The sequence below is a fragment of the Azospirillum sp. UENF 112521 genome (genome assembly GCF_058780665.1).
In genome coordinates, this window is sequence record NZ_JBSNCI010000008.1 from 149,852 (window position 1) to 172,002 (window position 22,151).

The window sequence follows — 22,151 nt, forward strand, 5'->3', positions numbered from 1 at the left end:
CGCTCAGGCGAGCCGGGCTTCGACCTGTTCGCACAGGTAATGGTACAGGCAGATGTGGACCTGCTGGATCAGCGGGGTGGAGCGCGACGGCACGTCCAGCAGGATGTCGCTCAGCCCCGCCATCTTGCCGCCGCCCTCGCCGGTCATGGCGATGGTGGTCATGCCCAGCCGCTTCGCCACCTCGAAGGCGGCGATCACGTTGCGCGAGTTGCCGCTGGTGGAGATGCCCAGCAGCACGCCGCCCGGCTCGCCATAGGCCTCGGCCTGGCGGGCGAAGACGCTGTCGTAGGAATAGTCGTTGCTCCAGGCGGTCAGGACGGCCGCGTTGGAGCTGAGGCAGATCGCCTTCAGCCCGCGGCGCTCCTTCAGGAAGCGGCCGACCAGTTCGCCGGTGATGTGCTGGGCATCCGACGCCGAGCCGCCGTTGCCGCAGACCAGCAGCGCCCGGTTGGCGCCCAGCGCGGTGGCGACCGCATCGACCGCCGCCTCGACCCGCGCCGGATCCAGGCTGTCCATGGTGCGCCGCAGGACGTCGATGGCGGCGGTGAGGCAGCCGTGCAGCGAGGGGGCGGAGGTGGCCTGGGAATCCATGGGCGGAATACCTTTGCGTGACCGATGATGCGCGTCGGCGGTGACGGGACGGGGCGGACCCTGCGCGCGTGCCCCATGTGCAGCGGCCAGTGCATCCTATGGATCGCGGGGGCCTGTCAACTGCAAGCCGCGCAATGACGGCTTTCCCAGACCGCCGGGAAAGCCTATTTTCGGTCCTGTGCCCCGGCGGCGGGGCGAGGATGCCAAGGGTGGCCTATGACGACGCGGACGGTCCGGCTGGGCCCCCTCAGCGTGAAGATGTATTGTGCGATCGGCATGATCGCCGTGTCCTGGGCGCAGTTGGAAGACATGGTTTCGCTGTGCATCTCGCGCCTTCTCGGCACCGATCACACCGATTTCCTGCCGATTGCCTCCAACATGCAGATCAAGGCGCGCTTCGATGCGCTGAAGTCCATCGCCGGCCTGCGCCTGCCCGCGGACGAGGCCAAGGCCCTGATCGCCCGCTGCGACGAGGCGCTGGAGCTGGGGCGGGAGCGCAACAAGATCCTGCACGGCTCCTGGATCCAGGGTGAGACCGACGATGTCGCCATCCGCCTGAACTATCGCGCCCATGGCCGCATCTCCACCGACGCTCCCGTCATCTCCGCCCGCGAGATCGCGGAGATCAGCGACCGCATCACCATGCTGACCGAAGGCTTCGCGCAGACCCTGCAACGCCTCGGCCTGTTCGATCCCAAGAACCCGATGCGCAGCCCGGCGCGCGATTCAGGCAGGACGCCGGAGCCGCCCCTCGATTGAAGGCCGGCCTCGGCGGCCTCCCGCCAACTCCCCTGCCAGCTTCCCCGCCAACTCCCCGACCGATGCCGGTGACGGCACCGGCGCCTCGATTTCCGGTTTTTCCCGACAGGCCATGCCTTCCATCCACGATATCCTGACCAAGGCCGTCGCCCTCCACAACGGCGGCCAGCCGGAGCGGGCGGCGGCGCTCTACCGAGACGTCCTGGCGGTGGAGCCGGCCGAGCCGCACTCCCTGCATCTGCTGGGGCTGCAGATGCGCCGTGCCGGCCGCGAGGCGGAGGGGATTGCACTGATGGCGCGGTCGCTCCTGCTGGCCCCCACCCTTGCCCCCGCCCTCTTCAACCAGGCGCGCGCCTTGCAGGATTCGGGGCGGCTCGACGAGGCCATCGCGCATTTCCGCCGCAAGCTGGAGGTGGAGCCGGACTGTGGCGTGACGCTGATCACCCTGGGAAGCGAAGCGCTCGCCCGTGGCCGGCTGGACGAGGCCGAACGGATTTTGCGCCGCGCCGCCGCCCTGGAGGCGGGCGGCGCATTCGCATCCCGGCTGCGCCGGGCACTGGAGCGAGTAGCCACCGCCCGCGGGATCGCCCGCGATGCCGCCGACCCGTCGCTGCCGCCGGGGCTGGTGGTCCGCGGCGCCTTCCGCGACAACAGCGGCTATGCCCACAAGGTCCGCCAGTTCGTCCGCCATCTGGTCGATGCAGGAGTGCGGATCCGGCTGGTCGACCTGAACCATGACGATGTCGACAATCTGCCCGACGATCAGATCGACCCGCTCCTTCACACGCTCGACCGGCCGGTGCGGGCCAAGGCGGTGCTGAGCTTCACCACGCCGCTGGTGGTCGAGGCGGTGCCAAACCTGAAGACGATCAACTACACCGTGTTCGAGGCGCTCGACATTCCGCCCCTGTGGGCGACGCACAGCCGGCGCCACGACCATGTCGTCGTCGCCACCGACTCCTCCCGCCAAGCATGGCTCAATGCCGGCCATCCGGCCGGCCGCGTCCATGTCTGCCCGGAAGGGGTGGAACCGCTGGAGCCCGGCCGGGTGGCGCCCGCCGCCTTCCTTGGCCTGAACGGGCGCCGGATGACCGACTATCCGGTGCGCATCCTCAACATTTCCGACCTCAACAGCCGCAAGAACCTGGAGGGGCTGCTGCGGGTGTGGCTGCGCACGACGCGGGCGGAGGATGGCGCCGCCCTGCTGCTGAAGGCCGGCAAAGGGGGAGGGGCGTCCGGCAGCATCCGCGATCTTCTGGTCCGGCTGACGGCGGAGACCGGCCGGACATTGGAGCAGGCAGCCCCTCTGTTCCTGATCGAGGGCATGCTGTCGGATGCGGACATGATGTCGCTCCACGCCACCGCCACCCATTACTGGAGCATGTCGCATGGCGAGGGCTGGGACCTGCCGATGGCGCAGGCCGGCGCCATGGGGCTGACCCTGCTGGCCCCGGACCACAGCGCCTATCGCGCCTATCTGGACGGCCGGGTGGCCCACATGATTCCCAGCCGCGTCACCCCCGCCCTGGACGGCTATCGCGGCCGGGACTGGTGGACCCCCGACGAGGAGGCAGCCGCCCGGCTGCTGCGCGCGGTCATCGACGATCCCGACGGCACCCGACTGTCCGCCCGCGAGCTTCTGCTGGAGAATTTCAGCTGGCGGTCCGCCGCCCACCGGCTGATCGGCCTTCTGCGCGGGCTGGACGCCCTGTGACCGGCGGCCCCGACCTTCTCGGCATTGGCCCGGCCCCGGAGCGAGGGGCTCTTGCATCGTCGGGGGGAGCAGGGCAAAGAGCCATCTTCGGCCCTCGGCTTCGGCACGCACCTTAACGCAGGCGGGTTTGCGCATGGATCAGCAGAAATTCCGGCAGGTGATCGGCGGCATCGCCGCGGCCTGCGCAATCGACCATGCCGCCCTCGACCGCGAGCTTTGCGCCATCGAGGCCGCCGGCGACCGTCAGCGCCTCTACGACATCATAGCGCTGCTGATTTCCCGGATCGGCGACGGGGCGGAGAGGGGCCGGCTTGCCGACGCGCTGATCGGCTGCCGGCCCGATGACGAGGCCCTGTATCTCGCCCTGGCGCACCGGCTGGCCTATGCCGGCATGGGGGTCCTCGAACGCGATCCGGCCATCCCCCGGCAGGGCATCGACCTGCTCGGCCGGGCGCTGGAACGGGCGGCGCCATCCCCCCTGCGGCCGCAGGTCCATGCCAACCTGTCCTTCCTGTTCAACGAGGCCGGCCGCCCCGATCTGGCGGAGGCCCATGGCCGCGCCGCGGCCGGCTGCCAGAATGCCATCTTCCATCTCTGGCTCGGCGAAGCCCTGTTCCGGCAGGGAAAATACGCAAGCGACGGGCTCTGCGTCATCGACCTGTCGTCCCTGTCCTTCCGCCGGGCGGCCCAGGCCCTGGCCCAGGCGGATGCGGCGCCGCCCTTCGCCCCGGCCGGACGGCATGTGGTGCTGGTGTCGGTGGACGGCGCCTATTTCAAGCGCTACGCCGCAGCGCAGATCCTGAACCTCCACGCGCTCGGGTCGGCGGTGGCCGTCCACTACCACATCGTCAACGGCGATGCGGAGGTCGCCCAGCTGATCGAGCGGCTGCGGGGCATCGTCGGCGCCATGCCGGTCACCTTCTCGCACGAGCGCTGGGCGCTGCGGGGGGAGGCCATCGACAAGCCCTATTACGCGTCCTCCCGCTTCCTCATCGCGGCGGAGGCGATGCTGCTGCACAAGGCCGACGTGATCGTCTGCGATGCCGACGTGCTGTTCCGCGAGAAGCCGGAGGACATCGTCAGGCTCGCCGGCACCGCCGACGTCGCCCACACCGACTATCGCGGCGAGCCGCTGTGCAGCCGCTACAACGCCTCCTTCGTCTATTTCCGCCACAGCCGCAGCGGCTATCTGACGCTGCTGATGATCGCGGATTTCCTGCGGACCAACTTCGCCCGCTGCTACATCTGGATGATCGACCAGGTCGCCCTGTTCGCCTGCGTCGAACGCGCCGCGCAGCTGCTGGGGAGCGAGATGGCGCACGCCGCCTGGCCGGACAGCGTCCTGCCGCCGCGTGCCCCCGATGCGCTGCCGCTCGTCCTGACCGGCGCGCTCGCCGGAAAGCACGGCAACAGCCCCTACAGCGCGAAGCGGGACGAAATCCTGCGGGCATACGGCCTGTGAGGAGCGCGGGACGCCGGTCCGCCGGTTTGTCTTCGGCCGTGCATCGCGATTGCGGCTGCGGTAAGTAAGCGGCCGTCCTGCCCGCGCCCGAACGGCCCGGCAGATGGATTGCCCCGACGGAGCTTTCATGCCGACCCTCGAAGAAGCCTTCCGCATCGCCGTCGAGCACCACCATGCCGGACGGCTGGCCGAGGCCGAGGCCGTCTACGAGAGCATCCTCGTGGCGGTGCCCGACCAGCCGGAGGCGATGTCGAACCTGGGCTACGCCCAGCAGATGCAGGGCAGGCTGGGGGCGGCGGCGGCCACCTACCGCAAGGTCCTGGCCAAATGGCCCGACCGGCCGCAGGCCCATATCCGGCTGGGCGAGATGATGCAGTGGACCGGCCGCTGGGGGACCGCGGCCGACTGTTACGAGACCGCGGCGTCGCTGCTGCCGAACGATGAGGGGCTGGCGGCCCAGCTCGACCATGCCCTGTCGCTCGCCTCCCGCCACCAGGCGCTGCGCGAGCCGCTGCGCCGTGGCGGACGGCTGGACCTGCGCGACGTCACCTTCCTGGTGCCCTGCCGGATCGAATCCCCGGACCGCAGGCGCAACCTGCGCATCCTGGTCACCTATCTGCGGCGGTATCTGGACACCAACATCCTGATCTGCGAGGACAATCCGGAGCGCCAGGACGTCCCCGGCATCATGGCCGAACTGGGGCTGGGGTCCGCCGACTACGGCTATGTCCACCTGACCGGCAACGACAGCCCCTACACGCACAAGGCCAAGCAGATCAACCTCATGGCGGCGGCGGCGGCCACGCCGATCCTGGTCGTGCAGGACACCGACGTTCTGGTGGAGCCGACCCAGTATGTGCTGGCCCGGCAGGCCGTCCATGACGGCGCGGCGCTCGCCTGCCCGTTCAACGGCCTGTTCTTCGACGTCGCCCCCGACTTCGTGCCCGGCGTGGAGCGGACGCTGGCGGTGACCCAGATCGACCTGTTCGATCCGCGCAACGAGATGCTCTACAAGAACTCCTACGGCGGCTCGGTCTTCTTCGCCCGCCGGGTGTTCGACCGGCTCGGCGGCTTCAACGAGAGATTCGTCTCCTGGGGCTGGGAGGATTTCGAGATCTACCGCCGCCTGGAACTGCTGGGCGAGCGGGTGGAGCGGACGCTGGGGCCGCTGCTCCATCTCAGCCATGCGCGGTCGGCCAATTCGGTCACGGAAAACCCCTGGTACGCCCACAACACCGCCGAGTATGAGCGGGTGGTGTCGATGACCCCCGACCGGATCCGGGCGGAGATCGCCGGCGGCGGCTTCCGCCGTCCGCTGGTCGGCGCGGACACCGTCCCCGGCTGGGGGGAGCCGCCGGCCTCCTGAGTCCGGCCCATGGCGCGGCGGGCATGGGGTCCGCCGTTTCCCAACCCGCGTCCGAGACCTCCGCATGCCGCCGCACACGCAAGCCGCCTCCCTCCTCCCGCAGCCGGCAGCCGACGCTCCCCGCACGCTGTTCTGCTGCCTTGCCACGCCCGACTATTACCGCCGGCCGCTGTTCTCGGAGCGCGAGGTGTTCTGCGGGCCCGACTGCCCGACGGTGGAAACCGGCGACGGCTTCGCGTCGCTGAACACCCCGCCCGGCGAATATGATCTGGTGGCCGTCGTCGCCCGACTGCCGGCGCACCAGCGTCCGGAGCTGATCGTGGTGAAGGCCGACGCCACCCGGCGCAACCTTCCCCGCGGGCTGGACCGGCTGCCGGGCACCAAGGTTCTGCTGGTCGGCGACACCCACCATTTCGCCGGCCCGCTGCGCACGCTGCTGGCCTATGGCGCGATGGAGAGCTTCGACGCGGTGGTTCTCGACCACACCCGCCAGCATGCCCATGCCTTCCTGGAGGCGGGGTTCGACCGCGTCTATTGGATCCCGGCGGTGGATTATGCGCTGCGCCGGCGCGACATTCCCGCAGTCCCCGACCGCCCCCTCACCTTCGTCGGCCAGGTCGGCGCCTTCCATCCCTGGCGGCGTCATGTGCTGGACCGGCTGACGGAAGCCGGGCTGCCGCTGACCGCGATGCGGGCGCCGCCGGAAATGGCGGCCGACATCTATGCCGGCTCGCAGATCACGCTGAACGTCTCGCTGAACGGCGACCTCAACCTGCGCGTCTTCGAGGCGCTGGGCGCCGGCGGCTTCCTGCTGACCGATGCGCTGTCGCCCGACGCCGGTCTGGAGCGCTGCTTCACCCCCGGCCGCCATCTCGCGACCTACCGTTCGCCCGGCGAGCTGGTGGAGATGGCCCGCCATTACCTCGACCACCCGGATCAGGCGATGGCGATCCGCCGGGCCGGACAGGCGCATCTGCTGGAATTCCACAGCCCGCGGGTCAAATGCGCCCAGTTCTACGCCGCGGTGTTGGACGACCGCGTCGATCCGGCGCTGGAGGTGCGCGGGGAACGACGCGGACTGTCGGCCCTGCCGGCCCGGAGCGCCGGCTTCCGCTGCCGCCTCGCCGCCTACGAGGCATTGCAGAGGCTGCAACTGACCGCGTCGCGGCTGACCGTCCATGCCGCCGTGGAGGACGGATTCGCCGCCGACCTGCGCCTCATGGCCCGCGATTTGCCGCGGGTGGCCTTTGCCGCACCCGGCGCCACACCGGACGCCGCGCCGGACGCCGAGACCGCCCCGGTTGCCCTGCCGCTGCCGCCATCCCCCGACCGGGTGCGGGACGATGCGGTGACGCTGCTGCCCTGGCCGGGTGCCGGTTCCGATAGGGCCGAAGCCGACCGCCGGATGGCCCGGCTGTCCGGCGCCTTCGTCCTCTGCCCCGCCGCGTCGGCGCGCGACCATGCCGCGGTCTCCGCCCATCTGGCCGGCTGGGGCTTCGTGCCCACCGAACCCGGCGGCATCCTGTTCCAGTGCGCCGACGCCCTGCGCTATGCCGGACGCTCGCTGTCCGATCCGGACTTGGCGGCGGGACTGGCGCCGGATCTGCGGCGTGCGCGCCTGGCGGCGCTGGAGCCGATGCTGAGGACCGCCGACCAGATGGTCGGCGCCGCCCGTCTGGCCGCCCGCTTCGGCGAGAACAGCTTGGCGGAACGGTTTCTGCTGGGTGCCGTCGGGCTGGACCGCCAGCAGCCGGATGCGCTCGCCGGGCTGGCCCGCCTGTGTGCGGTGGCGGGACGCGCGTTGGAGGCATTCGTCTATCTCTGCGAGGCCCGGCGTGCCGCCCGTCTCGCCGGAACCGCAGACCCGGCTCCGGATTTGGACGCCGCCGCCTTCGCCGCCGCCACCGGCGGCCATCCGGGGCTGGAGCGCTACCTCGGCCTGTTCCGGCAGGCGGCCGCCCCGTCGACCGGCCGGCCGCGCCGCATCCTGGTGGTCACCAACCTGTTCCCACCGCAGGAGTTCGGCGGCTATGGCCGCAAGCTGTGGGAGTTCTCGGCCGAACTGATCCGCCGCGGCCATGTGGTGACGGTGCTGACCGCCGACGTGCCCGAACTCGCCCGGCCCGGCATGGCCGGCACCGAGGATATCGAGGCGCATGTCGACCGCTCGCTGACCCTCTATGGCACCTGGAAGGACGGCCGCGCCTTCATCCACGACGATCCGGCCCATCGCGCCGCGCTGGTCCGCGCCAACATCCGCCGCGTGCTGGAGACCGCCCGCGACTTCCGCGCCGACGCCTGTCTGGTCGGCAACCTCGATCTGGTCGGAACCGAGTTTCTCGACCCGCTGACCCGGCAGATGGGCGTCCCGGTTCTGCACTGCCTGGGCAACCAGAATCCCGGCTACGCGCCGGAGACGGCACCCCGCTCCCCCCTCTACCGCGCCGGACCGGCCAGCGGCTGGGTGGCGGACCGGCTTGTCGCCGGCGGCTACGGCCTGCCCGCCACGGTGATCCATCCCGGCGCCCGCGTCGATTATTTCCACCGCGCGGCGATGCCCTCGACCGACCGGCTGCGCATCGCCTTCGCCAGCCTGTTCGTCAACTACAAGGGGCCGCAGACGCTGATCAACGCGCTTGCGATCCTGCACCGCGAGGGCATCGACTTCGACTGCACCTTCGCCGGGGAGGCGCCGGACACCGATCTGGCGGCCCGCTGCCGCGACTTCATCGAGCGCCACGGCATGGCCGGCAAGGTGCGCTTCACCGGCTTCCTCGACCGCCGCGGCCTGTCCGACCTGTTCGCCCGCTGCAACGTCCTGGTCTTCCCCAGCGTCTTCCAGGAGCCCTTCGGCATCTCGCAGGTGGAGGCGATGGCCGCCGGCCTGACCGTGGTCGGCAGTGGCACCGGCGGCAGCGGCGAGGTGCTGCGCGACGGCGTGGACGGCCTGCTGTTCAAGGCGGAGGACCATGAGGCGCTTGCCGGCCGCCTGCGCAGCCTGGTCAAGGACCGCGATGCCTGGCTGCGCATGGCCTTGTCCGGCCGCGACCGCGCCCGCGACTTCACCGTCGCCCGGTCCGTCGACCGCATCGAAGCGGTGTTCGAGGAGCTGGCCAGAGTGAAAGATGGCCTCTAAAGTTGCCAATAATGAAGATTTTTGGTATTATCGTCAAAGTTGTTGCCGGAAATACCTATTAGTTTTTGGGTAAATTGAAGATGACAAATGTCCTCGTCACTTGTTGCAACTCCGAATATTACTCATCCTGCCTTCTTTTGATTAGTACTGTCCATAATTTGAGCGATTCGACTATTGATAAGATCCTTGTCTATAATCTCGGTCTTTTGGGCGAAGAGGTCGCTTTCCTGGAAAAGTGTCATAAGGTCCAAGTCGTGGAATTCCCGGCCTGGATGTCCGACATATACCCCGAGTTCCTCACCCCCAAGCAGTATGCCTGGAAGACCTTCGTCATCAAGGATGCGGCATCCTACGGAGACAACATCTTCTATCTCGATTCCGGCGCGATGTTGGTAAGGGACATCAAGGACATCTACGAGAAGATCGAAAAGAATCACATTTTCGTCGTCGGCGGTTGGGGGCAAAACAAGACCTGGACCCATGATCTCTGCTTCAAGATCATGGGGGCCTCCGAGAAGGAAAAGAATGCCAATCAGATATCCGCAGGAATCCAGGGTTACAAACCCAACGGCCGGTTCCAGCGTTACGTGGATGAAGGGTTTCTTTACGCCTGCATCAAGAGCGCAATTTTCGGCGATCACAAGAACCATCGCCATGACCAGAGCATCTATTCCGTCCTGGTCAGCCGCTACGGCATAGAACCCGAGGACATAGGCATCTACGGCGAGTTGCAAGGCATTCTAAGGCCCGATCAGGCCATCTATGTCCACAGACGCGCTTTCCCGGTTTCCAAAATCCAGCTCAAGGCGAAGGGGCGGGAATGACCTGACGGGTCACTTCCGGAGCCCGGCGGTGAGAAAAAAGGTCCGGAGCAACCGCCCCTTTCGATAGGGGAATGAAAGGCTGTAGAGTGGCCGTGCCGCAGTCCGCGGTGCTGTTTCCCTCCCGGTCATGCCAATCACACTCTCCGACCTGCCCGACGCCCCAGGCGGCACGATGCCTGTCTGTTCCTGCCTGTTGTGCAGCGCTGCCGGTTGGAGAACTCCCGCCATCGTGATGCTTGGATGCGCATGGCCCTGTCCGGCCGCGCCCGCGACTTCACCGTCGCCCGCTCGGTCGACCGGATCGAGGCGGTGTTCGAGGAGTTGATCGGAAGGAAAGGCAACCCGCCGGGTTGCTGATGCAGCGAGATTTCTGATAATGTCGGTCAAATTTTCCGGAAGAATTCCTGTGTCGGGGCAGTGCTGAAGATGTCGAATGTCCTTGTTACCTGCTGCAACTCCGCCTACTACGAATCCTGCCTTCTTCTGATCAGCACTGTTCATTCGACGAGCGATTCCACCATCGACAGAATCCTCGTCTACAATCTCGGTCTTTCAGGAGAACAGGTCGATTTGCTGAACAGGTGCCACAAGGTGCAGGTCGTGGAATTCCCGGCCTGGTTGTCCGACATATACCCCGAGTTCCTCACTCCCAAGCAGTATGCCTGGAAGACCTTCGTCATCAAGGATGCGGCATCCTACGGAGACAACATCTTCTATCTCGATTCCGGCGCGATGCTGGTGCGGGACATCAAGGACATCTACGAGAAGATCGAGCAGAACCATATCTTCGTCGTCGGCGATTCCCACAAGAACAGGACCTGGACGCACGATCTCTGCTTCAGGATCATGGGAGCGTCCGAAGAGGAAAAGAACGCCAACCAGATATGCGCGGGAATCCAGGGCTACAAGCCCAATGGACGGTTCCAGCGCTATGTGGACGAGGGGTTCCTCTACGCCTGCATCAAGAGCGCGATTTTCGGCGACCATAAAAATCATCGCCATGACCAGAGCATCTATTCCGTTCTTGTCAAGCGCTATGGCATCGAACATGAGGACATCGACATCTACGGCGAGTGGAAAGGCATCCTGAGGCCCAATCAGGCCATCTATGTCCACAGGCGTTATTTCCCGGTCTCCAAGATCCATCTCAAGATGAAGGGGTGATGGGGTTGACCGGCCGGGATCCGGCCGATCGCCCTCCAAGGCACGGCGGTGAGAAAAAAGGTCCGGGTTTGCCTCCCCTTTCGATTGGGGAATGAAAGGTTGTAGAGTGGCGGAGCCGCAGATCCGCGGCCCGGATCCGCTCCCGTCCATGACGACCACCATTTCCGACCTGTCCGACGCCCCGGCCGGCACCGTGCCTGCCTGTTCCTGCCTGCTGTGCAATGCCGCCGGCTGGAGTGCCGCGCCGATTGCCGCAACCCCGGACCCGCAAGGTTCGGTTCCGCAGGGCGCCGCCTCCGCCACCGTCTCGGCCCTGCTGGCGACGGGGACGCCACGCTGGGGCAGCGGTGCCGCCGGCAGCGGGGCAACCGTCACCTACAGCTTCATGGAGCAGCTGCCGTCCTACGCCACCGTCTCGGACGGGACCGGGTTCGCGCCGCTGTCCGCCACGCAGCGCGACGCGGTGCGCCAAGCATTGGCCGCCTGGAGCGCGGTCGCCAACATCTTCTTCGTCGAGACCTCCGACAGCGCCAACAGCGGGCAGGGCGGGTCGATCCGCCTCGGCACCAACCGGCAAAGCTCCAGCGCCGCCTACGCCTATTATCCGAGCGGCTCGCTCTATGACGGCGGCGGCGACATCTACCTGTCCAACAGCAGTGCCGCCAACACAAGCCCGACGCTTGGAACCTACGGCTACCTGACCATCCTGCACGAGATCGGGCATGCCATCGGGCTGAAGCATCCCGGCAACTACAACGCCACCGGCGGCGGGGGCGAACCGCCCTACCTGTCCTCGGCCGAGGACAATTACCGCTACACGATCATGTCCTACAACAGGCACCCCAGCCTGGGTCTGAACGGGCTGGCGACGGGGCCGGCGCTGTACGACATCGCGGCGGCGCAGTACCTGTACGGCGCCAACACCAACACCCGCATCGGCGACGACCGCTATGCCTTCGCCAGCAACACGGTCGCGGTCAGCCAGTCCATCTGGGATGCCGGCGGCACCGACACCATCGATGCCGGCGGGCAGGCATCGGCCGTCAGCATCGACCTGACGCCCGGAGCCTTCAGCTCCATCGGCCCCAACGGGTCGGGCGGGCTGGCGGTGGGCAATGTGTCGATCGCCGCCGGCGTCACCATCGAGAACGCCATCGGCGGCAGCGGCAACGACATCCTGATCGGCAACGGCGCCAACAACCTGCTGATCGGCGGGGCGGGTGACGACACGCTGACCGGCGGGGCCGGCGACGACACGCTGCAGGGTGGCGGCGGAACCGACACCGCGGTCTACAACGGCAGCCGGTCCTCCTACACCGTCACCGTCACCTCCGACGGCGCCACCATTTCCGGCGGCGGCGAGGGCACCGACACGCTGACCGACGTCGAATTCGCCCTGTTCGCCGACACCCGCATCAGCCTGCTGCCTCCGGCGGTCGCCGCCAGGGCCGGCCGGGTTTCCATCGGTTCCTCCATCGCCATTGCCAGCCTGATCACGGCGACCGATCCGGCCGGCGGCCTCGTCACCCAGTATGAGCTGGTCGACAACACCAGCGGCGCCGGCTCCATCATGGTCGGCGGGACGGCCCAAGCTGCCGGCGCGGCGGTGCCGCTGACCGCGGCGGCCTTCGCCGGCGTCACCTTCGCCGCCTCCACCCTGCCCGGCATCGACGAGCTGTCGGTGCGCGCCTACAACGGCGTGGCGTGGAGCCGTTGGATCGGCTTCACCATCGCCTCGCGACCGGCCAACCGGCCGCCGGCCGTCCAGGGCGACAAGACCCTGACCGCCCTGGAGGCCGGGCCGGCCATCGCTCTCGGCATCGACCGGCCGAGCGACCCGGACGACGGCGACAGCATGACGGTGACGCTGGTCCGCCTGCCGTCCGCCGGCACGCTCCGGCTCGCCAACGGCACCGCCGTCACGGCCGGGGTGACGCTGGGGGTGGCCGATCTGGCCGGCCTGACCTATCAGGCATCATCCGGCACCCCGGCGTCGCCGGGGTCCTTCGCCTACACCGTCACCGACAGCCAGGGGGCGGTCAGCGGCCAGACCGTGACCTTGCGGGTGACCACGCTGGCCGAGACGATGGCCGGCTTCGACCCGCTGGCCTATCTCGCCTCCAATCCCGACCTTGCCGCCGTCTTCGGCACCGACGCCGCGGCGGCGCGTGCGCATTACCTGTCCGTCGGCCGGGCGGAGGGGCGGGCGGCCCGGTCCTTCGACCCGCTCTCCTACCTCGCCGCCAATCCCGATCTGGTGGCGGCCTTCGGCTACGACCTTGCGGCGGCGAGCCGCCATTATCTGACCCTGGGCCGCCGGGAAGGGCGGTCGGCCGGCAGCTTCGACCCGCTGGCCTATCTCGCCGCCAACCCCGACCTCGCCGCCGTCTTCGGCACCGACACCACGGCCGCCACCCGCCATTATCTGTCCAGCGGCCAGCGGGAGGGGCGCAGCACCCGGTTCGACGGCTACGGCTATCTGGTGTCGAACCCGGATCTGGCGTCGGCCTTCGGGCTGGACCCGTCGGCGGCGGCCCGCCATTACGTGACCGCCGGCCGGGCCGAGGGGCGCGGCATCACCTTCGACAGCCTGGCCTATCTGGCCGCCAACCCCGACCTTGCCGCCGCCTTCGGCACCGACACCGCGCGGGCGGCCGGCCATTACCTGTCCAGCGGCCGGCGGGAGGGGCGCAGCACCAGTTTCGACGCGCTCTCCTATCTGGCGGCCAACCGCGACCTCGCCGCCGTCATCGGCAACGATCCCGTGCGGGCGGAGGAGCATTACATCCGCTATGGCCGGCTGGAGAACCGCAGCACCAGCTTCAACACCCACGACTATCTGCTGGCCAACCCGGATCTGCTGAGCGTCTTCCTGGGCAGCGAGCAGCAGGTGAAGCTCTATGTCGTCCTCTACGGCAACACGCCGCGGCGCGACGCCGCCGGCTTCGATGCGCTGAGCTATCTGGCCGCCAACCCGGATCTGGCGGCAACCTTCGGCACCGACACCGCCGCCGCCACCGCCCATTACCAGTCGACCGGACAGGCGGCCGGGCGGCCGACCCAATTCAACGCGCTTGCCTATCTGATGGCCAACCCCGACCTCCAGCGCGCTTTCGGCAGCGACCAGCAGCAGGCTCTGGTCCACTTCATCCAGTATGGCCGCAACGAGCCGCGCCCCAACCCGATCGGCTATGTCCGCCCGTCCACGGCGGGGTTTGCCGTGGACGGCGATGGGATGCTGGCGGCAGGAGGCTGATAGGAGGAGCAGGCTTCAGCGTTTGGCGATGCTGACGGCGGCAGGCTCGTTCGCCACGCTGTCCCAGACCCCGGCAACCGTTTCGATGCGGGAGAACAGGACGTTGCAGGTGTAGGTCTGCCTGACCTCGCTTCCGGGCGGCACGAGGCGGGGCAGGGCTCCGCCATGGTCGAGCAGGAACATGTGATAGCCGTGCTCCACCATGAACCGGCGCAGCTCGTGCTGGTTCGTGCGGTTCCTTGCCAGACCGGGAAGGTTGAGTTCGGCGGCGATGAAGTCGATCCTCTTCCCGTGAAGAAGCCCTTCGGCGCCCTTCAGGACATTCAACTCATGTCCCTCGGTGTCGATCTTCAGCAGGCGGATGCGCTCAAGCCCGTGCCGCTCCGCCAGACTGTCGAGCGTCTCGGCGCGGGCGACGAACTGCGTGATGGACTCGTTGCTTTCCAGCGCTTCTCCCGGCGTCTTCTCGGGCACGACGCCGCCATTGCTGTCGTTGGTCCCGTTCGATCCGAAGACGATCTCTCCGTTGCGATCGCTGATCGCAACGTTTTCGATGAAAAGATGCGAGACATCGTTCAGCGCGGCGCTGTCGCGGATCAGGGCCGCCAGTCCGGGATTGGCCTCGGCGGTGACCACGCGTCCCTGTGCGCCCACCGCGGTCGCGGCAAGCATGGTGAAATAGCCGGCATTGCCGCCGACATCGACGGCGGTATCGCCGGAGCGAAGAACCTTCAGGAACAGCAGCGACGTTTCGTGTTCGTACATCTGGCCGCCAAGGAAATGGGCGATGACGTCACGCTGGGCCATATCCTGCGGATCGAGCTGCAAAAAGAACGTCGTTCCATTCGAAGCAACGATGTTGAATTTTTGAAGAGCCATGGTCCGCCGATCCGTCGCTGAAAGCCGGAAGCACTTTATGGGCATGGGCTTTCCAGATCAACGCTTCCACCAGCGGCGGGATTTCAGGCGGGCCCAAGCTTCAGAACCCCGTCTCGCGGATCAGCACCGATGCGGCCATGCGCCAGAAGCGTTCGGCGATGCTGCGGGCCTCGCCCGCCACGCGGACGATGCCGCGGGTGACGCGCTCCGGCCCGTCCTGTGCGCCGGCTGCGCCCGGCCCGGCACTCACCGGTTCGACGGCCAGGGTGATGCGGTAGACCGCCTCCACAGGGGCGAGCGCGCTGCGGGTGGAGCCGCCATGGGGCTGCTGGCCCGGCTGGGAGCCCGCCTGCCCCTCCACCGCCACCGGCCCGCCATTGACCGAGGCCAGTGCCGGCACGTCCAGAACCGACACGGCGACCGGGTCGACCGCGCGCACCGTCGCCGCGCGCCGGGGGGCCAGTGGATCGTCGGGGTGGAACTGTGCTCCGGCCCCCGGGCTCAGCCGGTCGAAATCGCCTTCGCCGACATAGCCGACCAGCTCGCCGCTGCCCGGCGCCACCACCATCGCCAGCGGCAGTTTCGGACCGATCCAGCGGCCGGGGATCAGCGCATCCTCCATGTCGCGCACGGTGCCCGACAGGGGAGCGCGCACCACCAGCCGGTCGCGGCTGTCGAGAATGCCCTGCCGCTCGGCCAGGGCGGCGGCCAGATCCTCCTCCATCGCCCGCACGCGGTCGAGCTGCTCGCGGCTGGCGGTCAGGCGGGCGATCTGCTCCTGCATCCAGTCGATGCGCAGTTCGGCCTGCCGCAGCTTGCCCTCCAGGTCGGGAGCGGTCAGGCGGAACAGCGGTTCGCCCTCCACCACGCTCTGGCCGCGGGCGACCAGCGTCTCCTCCAGCCGGGCGGGGAAGGGGGCGTAGACGGTGGCGAACCCCGACGCCCGCCAGACCACCGGCACCGACACGGTGGCGGTCACCGGCAGCAGGGTCAGTCCGACCGCCGCCGCCAGCCCGGCCAGCGTCAGCCCGGTGCGCAGGTTCATATGGAAACGGTCGCGCAGAGACCACCAGGCCTTGGCCTCGGTCAGGAAGGGACGCGCGACGAACCAGCCGATCTCGATGACGAACAACAGGATCCCCAGAACCTTGATGGCGACGTGGTAGACCAGCAGCGCGATGCCGAGGAACAGCACCAGCCGGTAGACCCAGGTGGCGTAGGAATAGGCCAGCAGGATGCGCCGCCGCCCCGCCGGCATCTCCTCCGGCGGAGCCATGCCGAGGCCGAACAGCCACTCCCGCAGCTTCCAGCGCGCCATGGCGAAGGCGCGATCCTGCAGGTTGGGCACGTCCAGCGCGTCGGACAGCAGGTAATAGCCGTCGAAGCGCATGAAGGGGCTGAGGTTGATCGCCAGCGTGGTGACCCAGCTGACCGTCGCCAGGAAATAGGCGGCGCTGCGCAGCGGTCCGTCGGGCAGGAAGCTCCAGGCCAGCGTGGCGAAGACGGCGATCGTCAGCTCGGTGGCCATGCCGGCGGCTCCCACCGCCAGCCGCTGCCGGCGCGACACCAGCCTCCAGGCGTCGGTGGTGTCGGTGTAGAGCACCGGCCACATCACCAGGAAAGCCACCCCCATGGTCGGCACCCGGCAGCCGAAGCGCTTGGCGGTGTAGGCATGGCCAAGCTCGTGGCAGATCTTGGTGCCCAGCAGGGTGACGCCGTAGAGCGCCAGCCCTTCGGGCGAAAAGAAATGCTGGAAGGTGTGCAGGAAGGCATCCCACTGCCGCGCCACCAGCAGCCCGGCCAGGAGCGCGGTCAGCAGCACCAGGACCATCCAGGCCCGGCTGTAGAGCGGCGCCACCAGCCCCACCGTCGCCGACAGGAAGCAGTCCGGCCGCACCAGCGGGATGCGGAAGAACAGGTAGTTGTGGACCAGCCACCAGAACCAGCCGGTGTGCCGCGCCGCCGCCTGCCGCGCCAGAAAGGCGGTGTCGGTCGTGACGGTCAGGTTGTTGGCCGCCAGGAACTGGTAGAAGCCGATCACGTCCTCGGCCGTCGGCTCGAACAGGCTCTGCTCCGCCACCGCCGCGGCGATGGTGCGCGGGTTGGCATGGTGCCAGTGGGCGATCAGCGCGAAGCCTTCCGGCCCGATGCGGAAATAGCGGTTGCGCACCGGGTCGTGGATGGTCCAGCCCGGCGCCCCGTCCTGTCCCGCCGGCGCCGGCAGCAGGGCCAGGTCGTCGCGCAACCCCGGCAGCCGCAGGGACGCCAGCGGGTCGGCCGGGGCGAAGCTGGCGGCATGGCCTCCGGTGGAGGGGCCTTCGGTGGAGGAGCCGGCGGAAGGGGTGAGGGCGATGGACACGGGAGTCCTCGGGTTTGCCGTCGGGTTTGCCTTGGGAGGGCTGCCTCAGATGCCCAGCGACTGGCGCAGCAGGGCCAGCGGGCGGCGGAACAGGTAAAGCGCCAGCGGCACGCGGTCGCCCAGGATCTTGGCGGTGCCGCGCAGGCCGATGCGGGGCGGGGCCTCTCCTGCGTCCAGTGCCGCCTTGACCCGGTAGGACAGCACGCCGGCGGCCGACAGGCCGGCTTCGTAGCTGGCATGGGTCAACCGCGCCCGCAGCGGGTGGAGCGGATCGACGTTCAGGAACAGCTCCACCGGGGAACCCGGCTCCAGCACCAGGGCGTCGCCGACCGGCACCATGATGTCGATCTCCGGCGCCTGCGGGTCGGCCAGGGTCAGCACGCGCTCGCCCACCGACACCGGCTTGCCCAGCCAGTCGTTGACGTCGGTGAAGACGGCGATGCCGGCGCGCTCGGCCTTCACCGTCACCCGCTCCAGCAGGTCACGGGCGAGCGCCATCTCGGCGCGGCGCAACTCCACCTGGGCGCGGAGCTGGGCGATGCGCGCCTTGGTCTGCGGGTCGGCGAAGGCGGCCTGCGAGGCGGTCAGCAGTTCGGCCTCCGCCTGGGTCAGCCCCTTGCGCGCCACCTCGAAGCGGCTGCGCAGGACGGTGGACTCGAAGCTGAACAGGGGCTGGCCGGCCGCCACCGGCTGGTTTGGCTGCACATGGAACCGCTCGATCACACCGTCCAGCGGGGCGGCGACGATCACCGGATTGCTGGTCTGGATCTCGGCCGGGGCCAGGGTCGACATCGGCACCGGGATGGCGAGCGCGCCGGCGACGGCCAGCAGCGCCAGCAGCGGCAGCAGGGTCCGACGCAGCCCGTGCCGCTTCGTCCGCTTGCCCGACAGCGCCCACCAGGCATGGCCGTAGCCTTCGGCCAGATGGCTCAGCAACAGGATTTCGCCGTCGGTCCAGGGCTCGTCACGGCCGAGCCACAGGCCGGCCAGCGGCGGTGCTGCCTTTTCCGCGGCGGCGGCGGGCGCCGTTCCCCCAGGGGCTTCCCGGGGCGCCTCCTGCGGGGATTGCGGCTTGCGCAGCGGGCACCACAGCACCTGCGCCAGTCCCCATTCCCCCCAGGCGCTGCGCACGGAGGCGGGCAGGGCGGCGGGATCGACGACGTGGACGCTGTTGGCGTCGTGCCCGGTGGCGACGGCGCGCACCGCTTCCTCCAGCCATTGGGCGAAGGGGGCGTTCGGCTCCAGCACCGCGATGTTGGACACCGCCCCCAGCGTCGCCCGTCCGCGCTCGCCCACCGTCAGGAAGGCCGCTTGGCGATAGGCGATCAGCCGGCGGGTCTGGTTGACGATGTGATAGCGCAGCTCCGGCGCCGTCGCCTGCCGCCAGGCCTGCCGCTGCAACTCCAGCAGCATCAGCAGGCCGTTGACGGGCTGCGCGCCTCCCTGCGGCGTCCCCTGCGGCGTCCCTTGCGGCGGAGCCGCCTGCTGGGGCGGGGTCTGGGCCATGGCTGTGCTCATGGCTTCGCAGTTCCGGGTCTGGGGGCGCCGCCCTGATTTCCAGCCCCTTGGTTCCCGGTCGGCAGAGAAGACAGCGCGGGCTCGGGGAAGATGGCGGTGCCGCTCATGCCGGCGATCATGCCGGACGGAACGCCCTCGCCGGTCAGCTTGGCGGTGACCTTCACCGACTGGCTGGCCGGATCGACCTTGGCACCGGGCAGCACGACCTCGCCGGGCAGGGTGGCGCCGGTTTCGTCGACGCGCAGGTCGAAGCGCTGCCCCGGCCTCAGCCACACCAGCCAGGAGGAGGGAACGATCAGCTCCACCTTCAGGTCGCGGTCGGACAGGATCTCCAGCAGCGGCGCGCCGGCGGCGACCAACTCATGCTCCTGGATGCGGCGTTCGACCACCCGGCCGTCGAAGGGCGCCTTGACGTCGCAGCGCCGGGCCTGCACCTCGGCCTTGCGGACGTCGGCGCGGGCGACCTGGGCCTTGGCCTCGGCCAGCTGCACCTCCGCCTCGCCGATGGAGCGCAGGCTGTTCAGGCGCCGGTTGACCCGCGCCGTCACCTCGGCCGCGTTCAGCTGGGCGCGGGCGCCGTCCAGTTCCGCCTGATAGCTGGAGCAGTCGAAGCCGACCAGCAGCTCGCCGGCCTTGAAGCTCTGGCCGGCATCGACGCTCATGCGGGCGATGCGGCCGGGGATCTCGGAGGAGAGGACGGCGTGCCGCCGGGCCTCGATCAGGGCGCGGACCTGCCCCTGGGACGCGTCCTGAGCCACCGCCGGGGTGGAGGCGAGGCCCCCACCCACCAGCGCGATCAGGAGAGCGGCGCCGGCAGCAATGCCGGGCCAGCCACGGGGACGACCACCGGGACGGATCACAGCGACGCGAGCCGATCGGCGGTCTGGCTGTCGGACTGCTGCTCTTGGGCCGAAAGGGTACGAACAGTGCATTCCCGCTGACTATCCTTCACACGATGGCAGAACCGTTCGGCCGCGGCGCGGTCGGTGAAACCGCCTGCGCGCAGTTGGACGATGGTCTTGCCGTCTTGGCTGCGCCGGCTGGCGACATACAGGGCGCCAACCCCGCTGCCCTCCGTTTCCAGGCGTTTGGCGATGATACCCCATTCCTTCTCGGCAAGCCTGTGGCTTGCGTAAGCCCCGAGTTCAGCCTGGATGACGGGAGAGAAGGAGGCCGTCGCAACCGGTGCGGCGACCTGGGCGGCGGCTGGTGCCACCGGGGCAGGAGTGGAAACGGCAGCCTGAACCGGAGCGGGAACCGGCACCGGGGCAGGAGCGGGAGAGGAAGCGGGCGCCTGCGCTGCGGAGGAGGCCGGCACGACAGGCGCGGCGGCCGGAGCCGGTTCGGCCGCGGCGGCCTTCGGCGCCGGCTCGGCTGCGACGGGAGCAGGGGCGGGGGCCGGAGTGGGGGTGGGGACGGTCGCGACCGGAACCGGCTTGTTGACCGGCTCCTGTTTCACCGCGTCCTGCTTGACCGGCTCCGGCTTCGGGGCTTCCTGGGCGGCGGTCTTGGGCGCAGCCATCAGGTCCTTGACGCGCATCACGCTGTTGGCCCGGTCCTGCCAGGAGGAGAGGCCCCGGCTCACCGCCTGGGTCAGGGTGGGCAGGTCGTCGGCGGCCATCGTCTCGGGCAGCGGGTCGACGCCGGCCGACACCATCACGCGGGCATAGGCGTTGTGCAGGTCGGCCAGCACCAGGTCGCGGCGCAGGTCGGACAGCAGCGCCGTCACCTCCGACTGGATCACGCCAAGCTCGCCGACCTGCCCGGCCTCGCCGACGTTGGTGTATTGCGAGCGGATGCGGGTGTCGAGGTCGGCCTGCTCGGCGGTCAGGGCGAACTCCTGCTTCAGCTCGCGGTACTGAAGCACCGCCACATGCACCTGGCTCAGCACCGCCATGCTCAGCGCCTGACGGCGGAAGGCGATCAGCTCCTCCTGCGCCTCGGCGTAGGATTTGGTGGCGGGGGCCGACACCAGATTGATCAGGTTCCAGCTGATCCGCGCGCCGTAATCGGCCCAGCGCTGGTTCAGCAGGAAGCTGTTGCTGTCGTAGCGCAGGGCGGCGTTGACGTCGATGCCCGGCAGCAGCTTCAGCAGCGACCGCCAGGTCTCGTCGGCGGAGATGCGCTGGTTGTAGCTCTCCTCCAGCAGCTCCGGCCGGTTCAGCAGGGCGTAGGTCTCCAGCGCTTCGGCGCCGACATCCAGCTTGGGCGGCGACTGCATGACGCTGGCCGCCGGCATCTCGATCTCGAACGGCTCGCCCGGCGGTAGCCCCATCAGCGCGCCCAGCTGCGACTTCGACGCCACCAGCTCGCGGCGCAGCGACTGCAGCTGGCGCAGCGTCTCGACCAGGGTGCGGGTGTAGTTGAGCGCCTGCAGCGGCGCCTGGACGCGCAGCGCCTCCAGCGTGCGGGCATCGCGGCGGGCGCCCTCGACACGCTTCTCCAGCGGGGCCAGCCGCTTCAGCAGCCGCTCGGCGGCGACGGCGCGCCAATAGGCGGTGCGCACGTCCTGCATGATGCCCTGGACGACGCGGCGGCGGCGTTCGTCGGCGATCAGCACCAGATTGGCGTTCTGCCGCGCCCGCAGATAGCTGACGCCGAAGTCCAGCACGTTCCAGGTGAAGGCGAGGTCGCCGGTGCGGCGATGCCTGTCGGTGGCGGTGGTGCTCTCGCCCGTCCGCCGGCCGGTGGCGAGGTTCAGGCTCTCCGACCCGGCGTCGTTGTTGCGCCCGACATAGCCGGCCGCCGCCACCACGCGCGGCAGCATGTCATAGCGCGACAGGTCCAGCTGGTCGGTGGCGACCGCCACCTCCATCAGCTTCACCCGTTCGTCGAGGTTGTACTTGATGGCCCGCGCCATCGCCTCGTCCATCGAGACCGCCTTGGTCAGCGGCTCCTGCGGGGTCAGGACGACACCCAGATCCTTGCGGACGCGCGCCAGATTCTCCTCGGCCGTCAGCGGCTCGGGTTTGACCGCGCAGCCCGCGGCCAGCAGGGATGCCGTCAGAACGGCGACGGGAACCACCGAAGAAAGCAAGCGGCGGCGGAGGTGAGCGGTCGAAGTCTTCATGGCGGGAGCAATTCCGTTCGGCGGAAAAGGATTGGATGAGGGAAAAGCGACGC

At 69.0% G+C, this 22,151-nt stretch carries 14 protein-coding genes; 8 read left to right on the top strand and 6 right to left on the bottom strand.

Annotated features, from left to right (window positions below):
- Nucleotides 1–3: 3 nt before the first annotated feature.
- Nucleotides 4–591: a D-sedoheptulose-7-phosphate isomerase gene (locus tag ACWPN8_RS31020; RefSeq protein WP_492243583.1), complete on the bottom strand. Its 588-nt coding sequence runs from the start codon at nt 589–591 to the stop codon at nt 4–6.
- 216 nt (nt 592–807) lie between these two features.
- Here ACWPN8_RS31020 and ACWPN8_RS31025 point away from each other — a divergent pair, with 216 nt between their 5' ends.
- The 8 genes from ACWPN8_RS31025 to ACWPN8_RS31060 all read left to right on the top strand — a co-directional run bounded on the left by ACWPN8_RS31025 (nt 808) and on the right by ACWPN8_RS31060 (nt 14,272).
- Complete coding sequence (locus ACWPN8_RS31025) at nt 808–1,350, top strand: hypothetical protein (RefSeq protein ID WP_247872667.1); 543 nt, start codon at nt 808–810, stop codon at nt 1,348–1,350.
- Nucleotides 1,351–1,462: 112 nt separating this feature from the next.
- A complete protein-coding gene (locus tag ACWPN8_RS31030; RefSeq protein ID WP_492243584.1) occupies nt 1,463–3,064 on the top strand; it encodes a tetratricopeptide repeat protein in 1,602 nt (533 codons plus the stop codon).
- Between the two features lie 133 nt (nt 3,065–3,197).
- The gene (locus ACWPN8_RS31035) at nt 3,198–4,526 is read left to right on the top strand and encodes a hypothetical protein (protein WP_492243585.1); all 1,329 of its coding nucleotides are present in this window, start codon (nt 3,198–3,200) and stop codon (nt 4,524–4,526) included.
- 127 nt (nt 4,527–4,653) lie between these two features.
- Nucleotides 4,654–5,892, top strand: a complete 1,239-nt coding sequence (locus ACWPN8_RS31040) for a glycosyltransferase family 2 protein (protein ID WP_158285307.1) — start codon at nt 4,654–4,656, stop codon at nt 5,890–5,892.
- A gap of 64 nt (nt 5,893–5,956) precedes the next feature.
- Nucleotides 5,957–9,028, top strand: coding sequence for a glycosyltransferase family protein (locus ACWPN8_RS31045; protein ID WP_492243586.1), 3,072 nt, complete (start codon nt 5,957–5,959; stop codon nt 9,026–9,028).
- 158 nt (nt 9,029–9,186) lie between these two features.
- Entirely contained in the window at nt 9,187–9,852 is a 666-nt protein-coding gene (locus tag ACWPN8_RS31050) for a hypothetical protein (RefSeq protein ID WP_492243587.1), read from the top strand.
- Nucleotides 9,853–10,278: 426 nt separating this feature from the next.
- On the top strand, nt 10,279–11,016 hold the full coding sequence (locus ACWPN8_RS31055) for a hypothetical protein (RefSeq protein ID WP_146207949.1): 738 nt from the start codon (nt 10,279–10,281) through the stop codon (nt 11,014–11,016).
- A 148-nt stretch (nt 11,017–11,164) separates the two neighbouring features.
- Nucleotides 11,165–14,272 carry a M10 family metallopeptidase C-terminal domain-containing protein gene (locus tag ACWPN8_RS31060; RefSeq protein ID WP_492243588.1) on the top strand — a complete coding sequence of 1,036 codons (3,108 nt, stop codon included), beginning with the start codon at nt 11,165–11,167 and terminating at the stop codon, nt 14,270–14,272.
- A 15-nt stretch (nt 14,273–14,287) separates the two neighbouring features.
- On the opposite strand, the gene ACWPN8_RS31065 is transcribed toward ACWPN8_RS31060, so the two are convergent.
- The 5 genes from ACWPN8_RS31065 to ACWPN8_RS31085 all read right to left on the bottom strand — a co-directional run bounded on the left by ACWPN8_RS31065 (nt 14,288) and on the right by ACWPN8_RS31085 (nt 22,098).
- Entirely contained in the window at nt 14,288–15,151 is an 864-nt protein-coding gene (locus ACWPN8_RS31065; RefSeq protein ID WP_199237383.1) for an FkbM family methyltransferase, read from the bottom strand.
- A 100-nt stretch (nt 15,152–15,251) separates the two neighbouring features.
- Nucleotides 15,252–17,510: a peptidase gene (locus ACWPN8_RS31070; RefSeq protein WP_492243589.1), complete on the bottom strand. Its 2,259-nt coding sequence runs from the start codon at nt 17,508–17,510 to the stop codon at nt 15,252–15,254.
- Nucleotides 17,511–17,555: 45 nt separating this feature from the next.
- The gene (locus ACWPN8_RS31075) at nt 17,556–19,028 is read right to left on the bottom strand and encodes an efflux RND transporter periplasmic adaptor subunit (protein WP_492243590.1); all 1,473 of its coding nucleotides are present in this window, start codon (nt 19,026–19,028) and stop codon (nt 17,556–17,558) included.
- Nucleotides 19,025–19,888 (bottom strand): efflux RND transporter periplasmic adaptor subunit, encoded by an 864-nt coding sequence (locus ACWPN8_RS31080; RefSeq protein WP_492243591.1) that lies wholly within the window; start codon nt 19,886–19,888, stop codon nt 19,025–19,027. Before ACWPN8_RS31080 ends, ACWPN8_RS31075 begins: the two co-directional genes overlap by 4 nt.
- The gene (locus ACWPN8_RS31085) at nt 19,885–22,098 is read right to left on the bottom strand and encodes a TolC family protein (RefSeq protein WP_492243592.1); all 2,214 of its coding nucleotides are present in this window, start codon (nt 22,096–22,098) and stop codon (nt 19,885–19,887) included. Before ACWPN8_RS31085 ends, ACWPN8_RS31080 begins: the two co-directional genes overlap by 4 nt.
- Between the last annotated feature and the right edge of the window lie 53 nt (nt 22,099–22,151).

Coding starts and splice junctions, on each gene's coding strand:
- ACWPN8_RS31020 (WP_492243583.1), bottom strand. CDS start 591: ATGGATTCCCAGGCCACCTCCGCCCCCTCGCTGCACGGCTGCCTCACC.
- ACWPN8_RS31025 (WP_247872667.1), top strand. CDS start 808: ATGACGACGCGGACGGTCCGGCTGGGCCCCCTCAGCGTGAAGATGTAT.
- ACWPN8_RS31030 (WP_492243584.1), top strand. CDS start 1,463: ATGCCTTCCATCCACGATATCCTGACCAAGGCCGTCGCCCTCCACAAC.
- ACWPN8_RS31035 (WP_492243585.1), top strand. CDS start 3,198: ATGGATCAGCAGAAATTCCGGCAGGTGATCGGCGGCATCGCCGCGGCC.
- ACWPN8_RS31040 (WP_158285307.1), top strand. CDS start 4,654: ATGCCGACCCTCGAAGAAGCCTTCCGCATCGCCGTCGAGCACCACCAT.
- ACWPN8_RS31045 (WP_492243586.1), top strand. CDS start 5,957: ATGCCGCCGCACACGCAAGCCGCCTCCCTCCTCCCGCAGCCGGCAGCC.
- ACWPN8_RS31055 (WP_146207949.1), top strand. CDS start 10,279: ATGTCGAATGTCCTTGTTACCTGCTGCAACTCCGCCTACTACGAATCC.
- ACWPN8_RS31060 (WP_492243588.1), top strand. CDS start 11,165: ATGACGACCACCATTTCCGACCTGTCCGACGCCCCGGCCGGCACCGTG.
- ACWPN8_RS31065 (WP_199237383.1), bottom strand. CDS start 15,151: ATGGCTCTTCAAAAATTCAACATCGTTGCTTCGAATGGAACGACGTTC.
- ACWPN8_RS31075 (WP_492243590.1), bottom strand. CDS start 19,028: ATGAGCACAGCCATGGCCCAGACCCCGCCCCAGCAGGCGGCTCCGCCG.
- ACWPN8_RS31085 (WP_492243592.1), bottom strand. CDS start 22,098: ATGAAGACTTCGACCGCTCACCTCCGCCGCCGCTTGCTTTCTTCGGTG.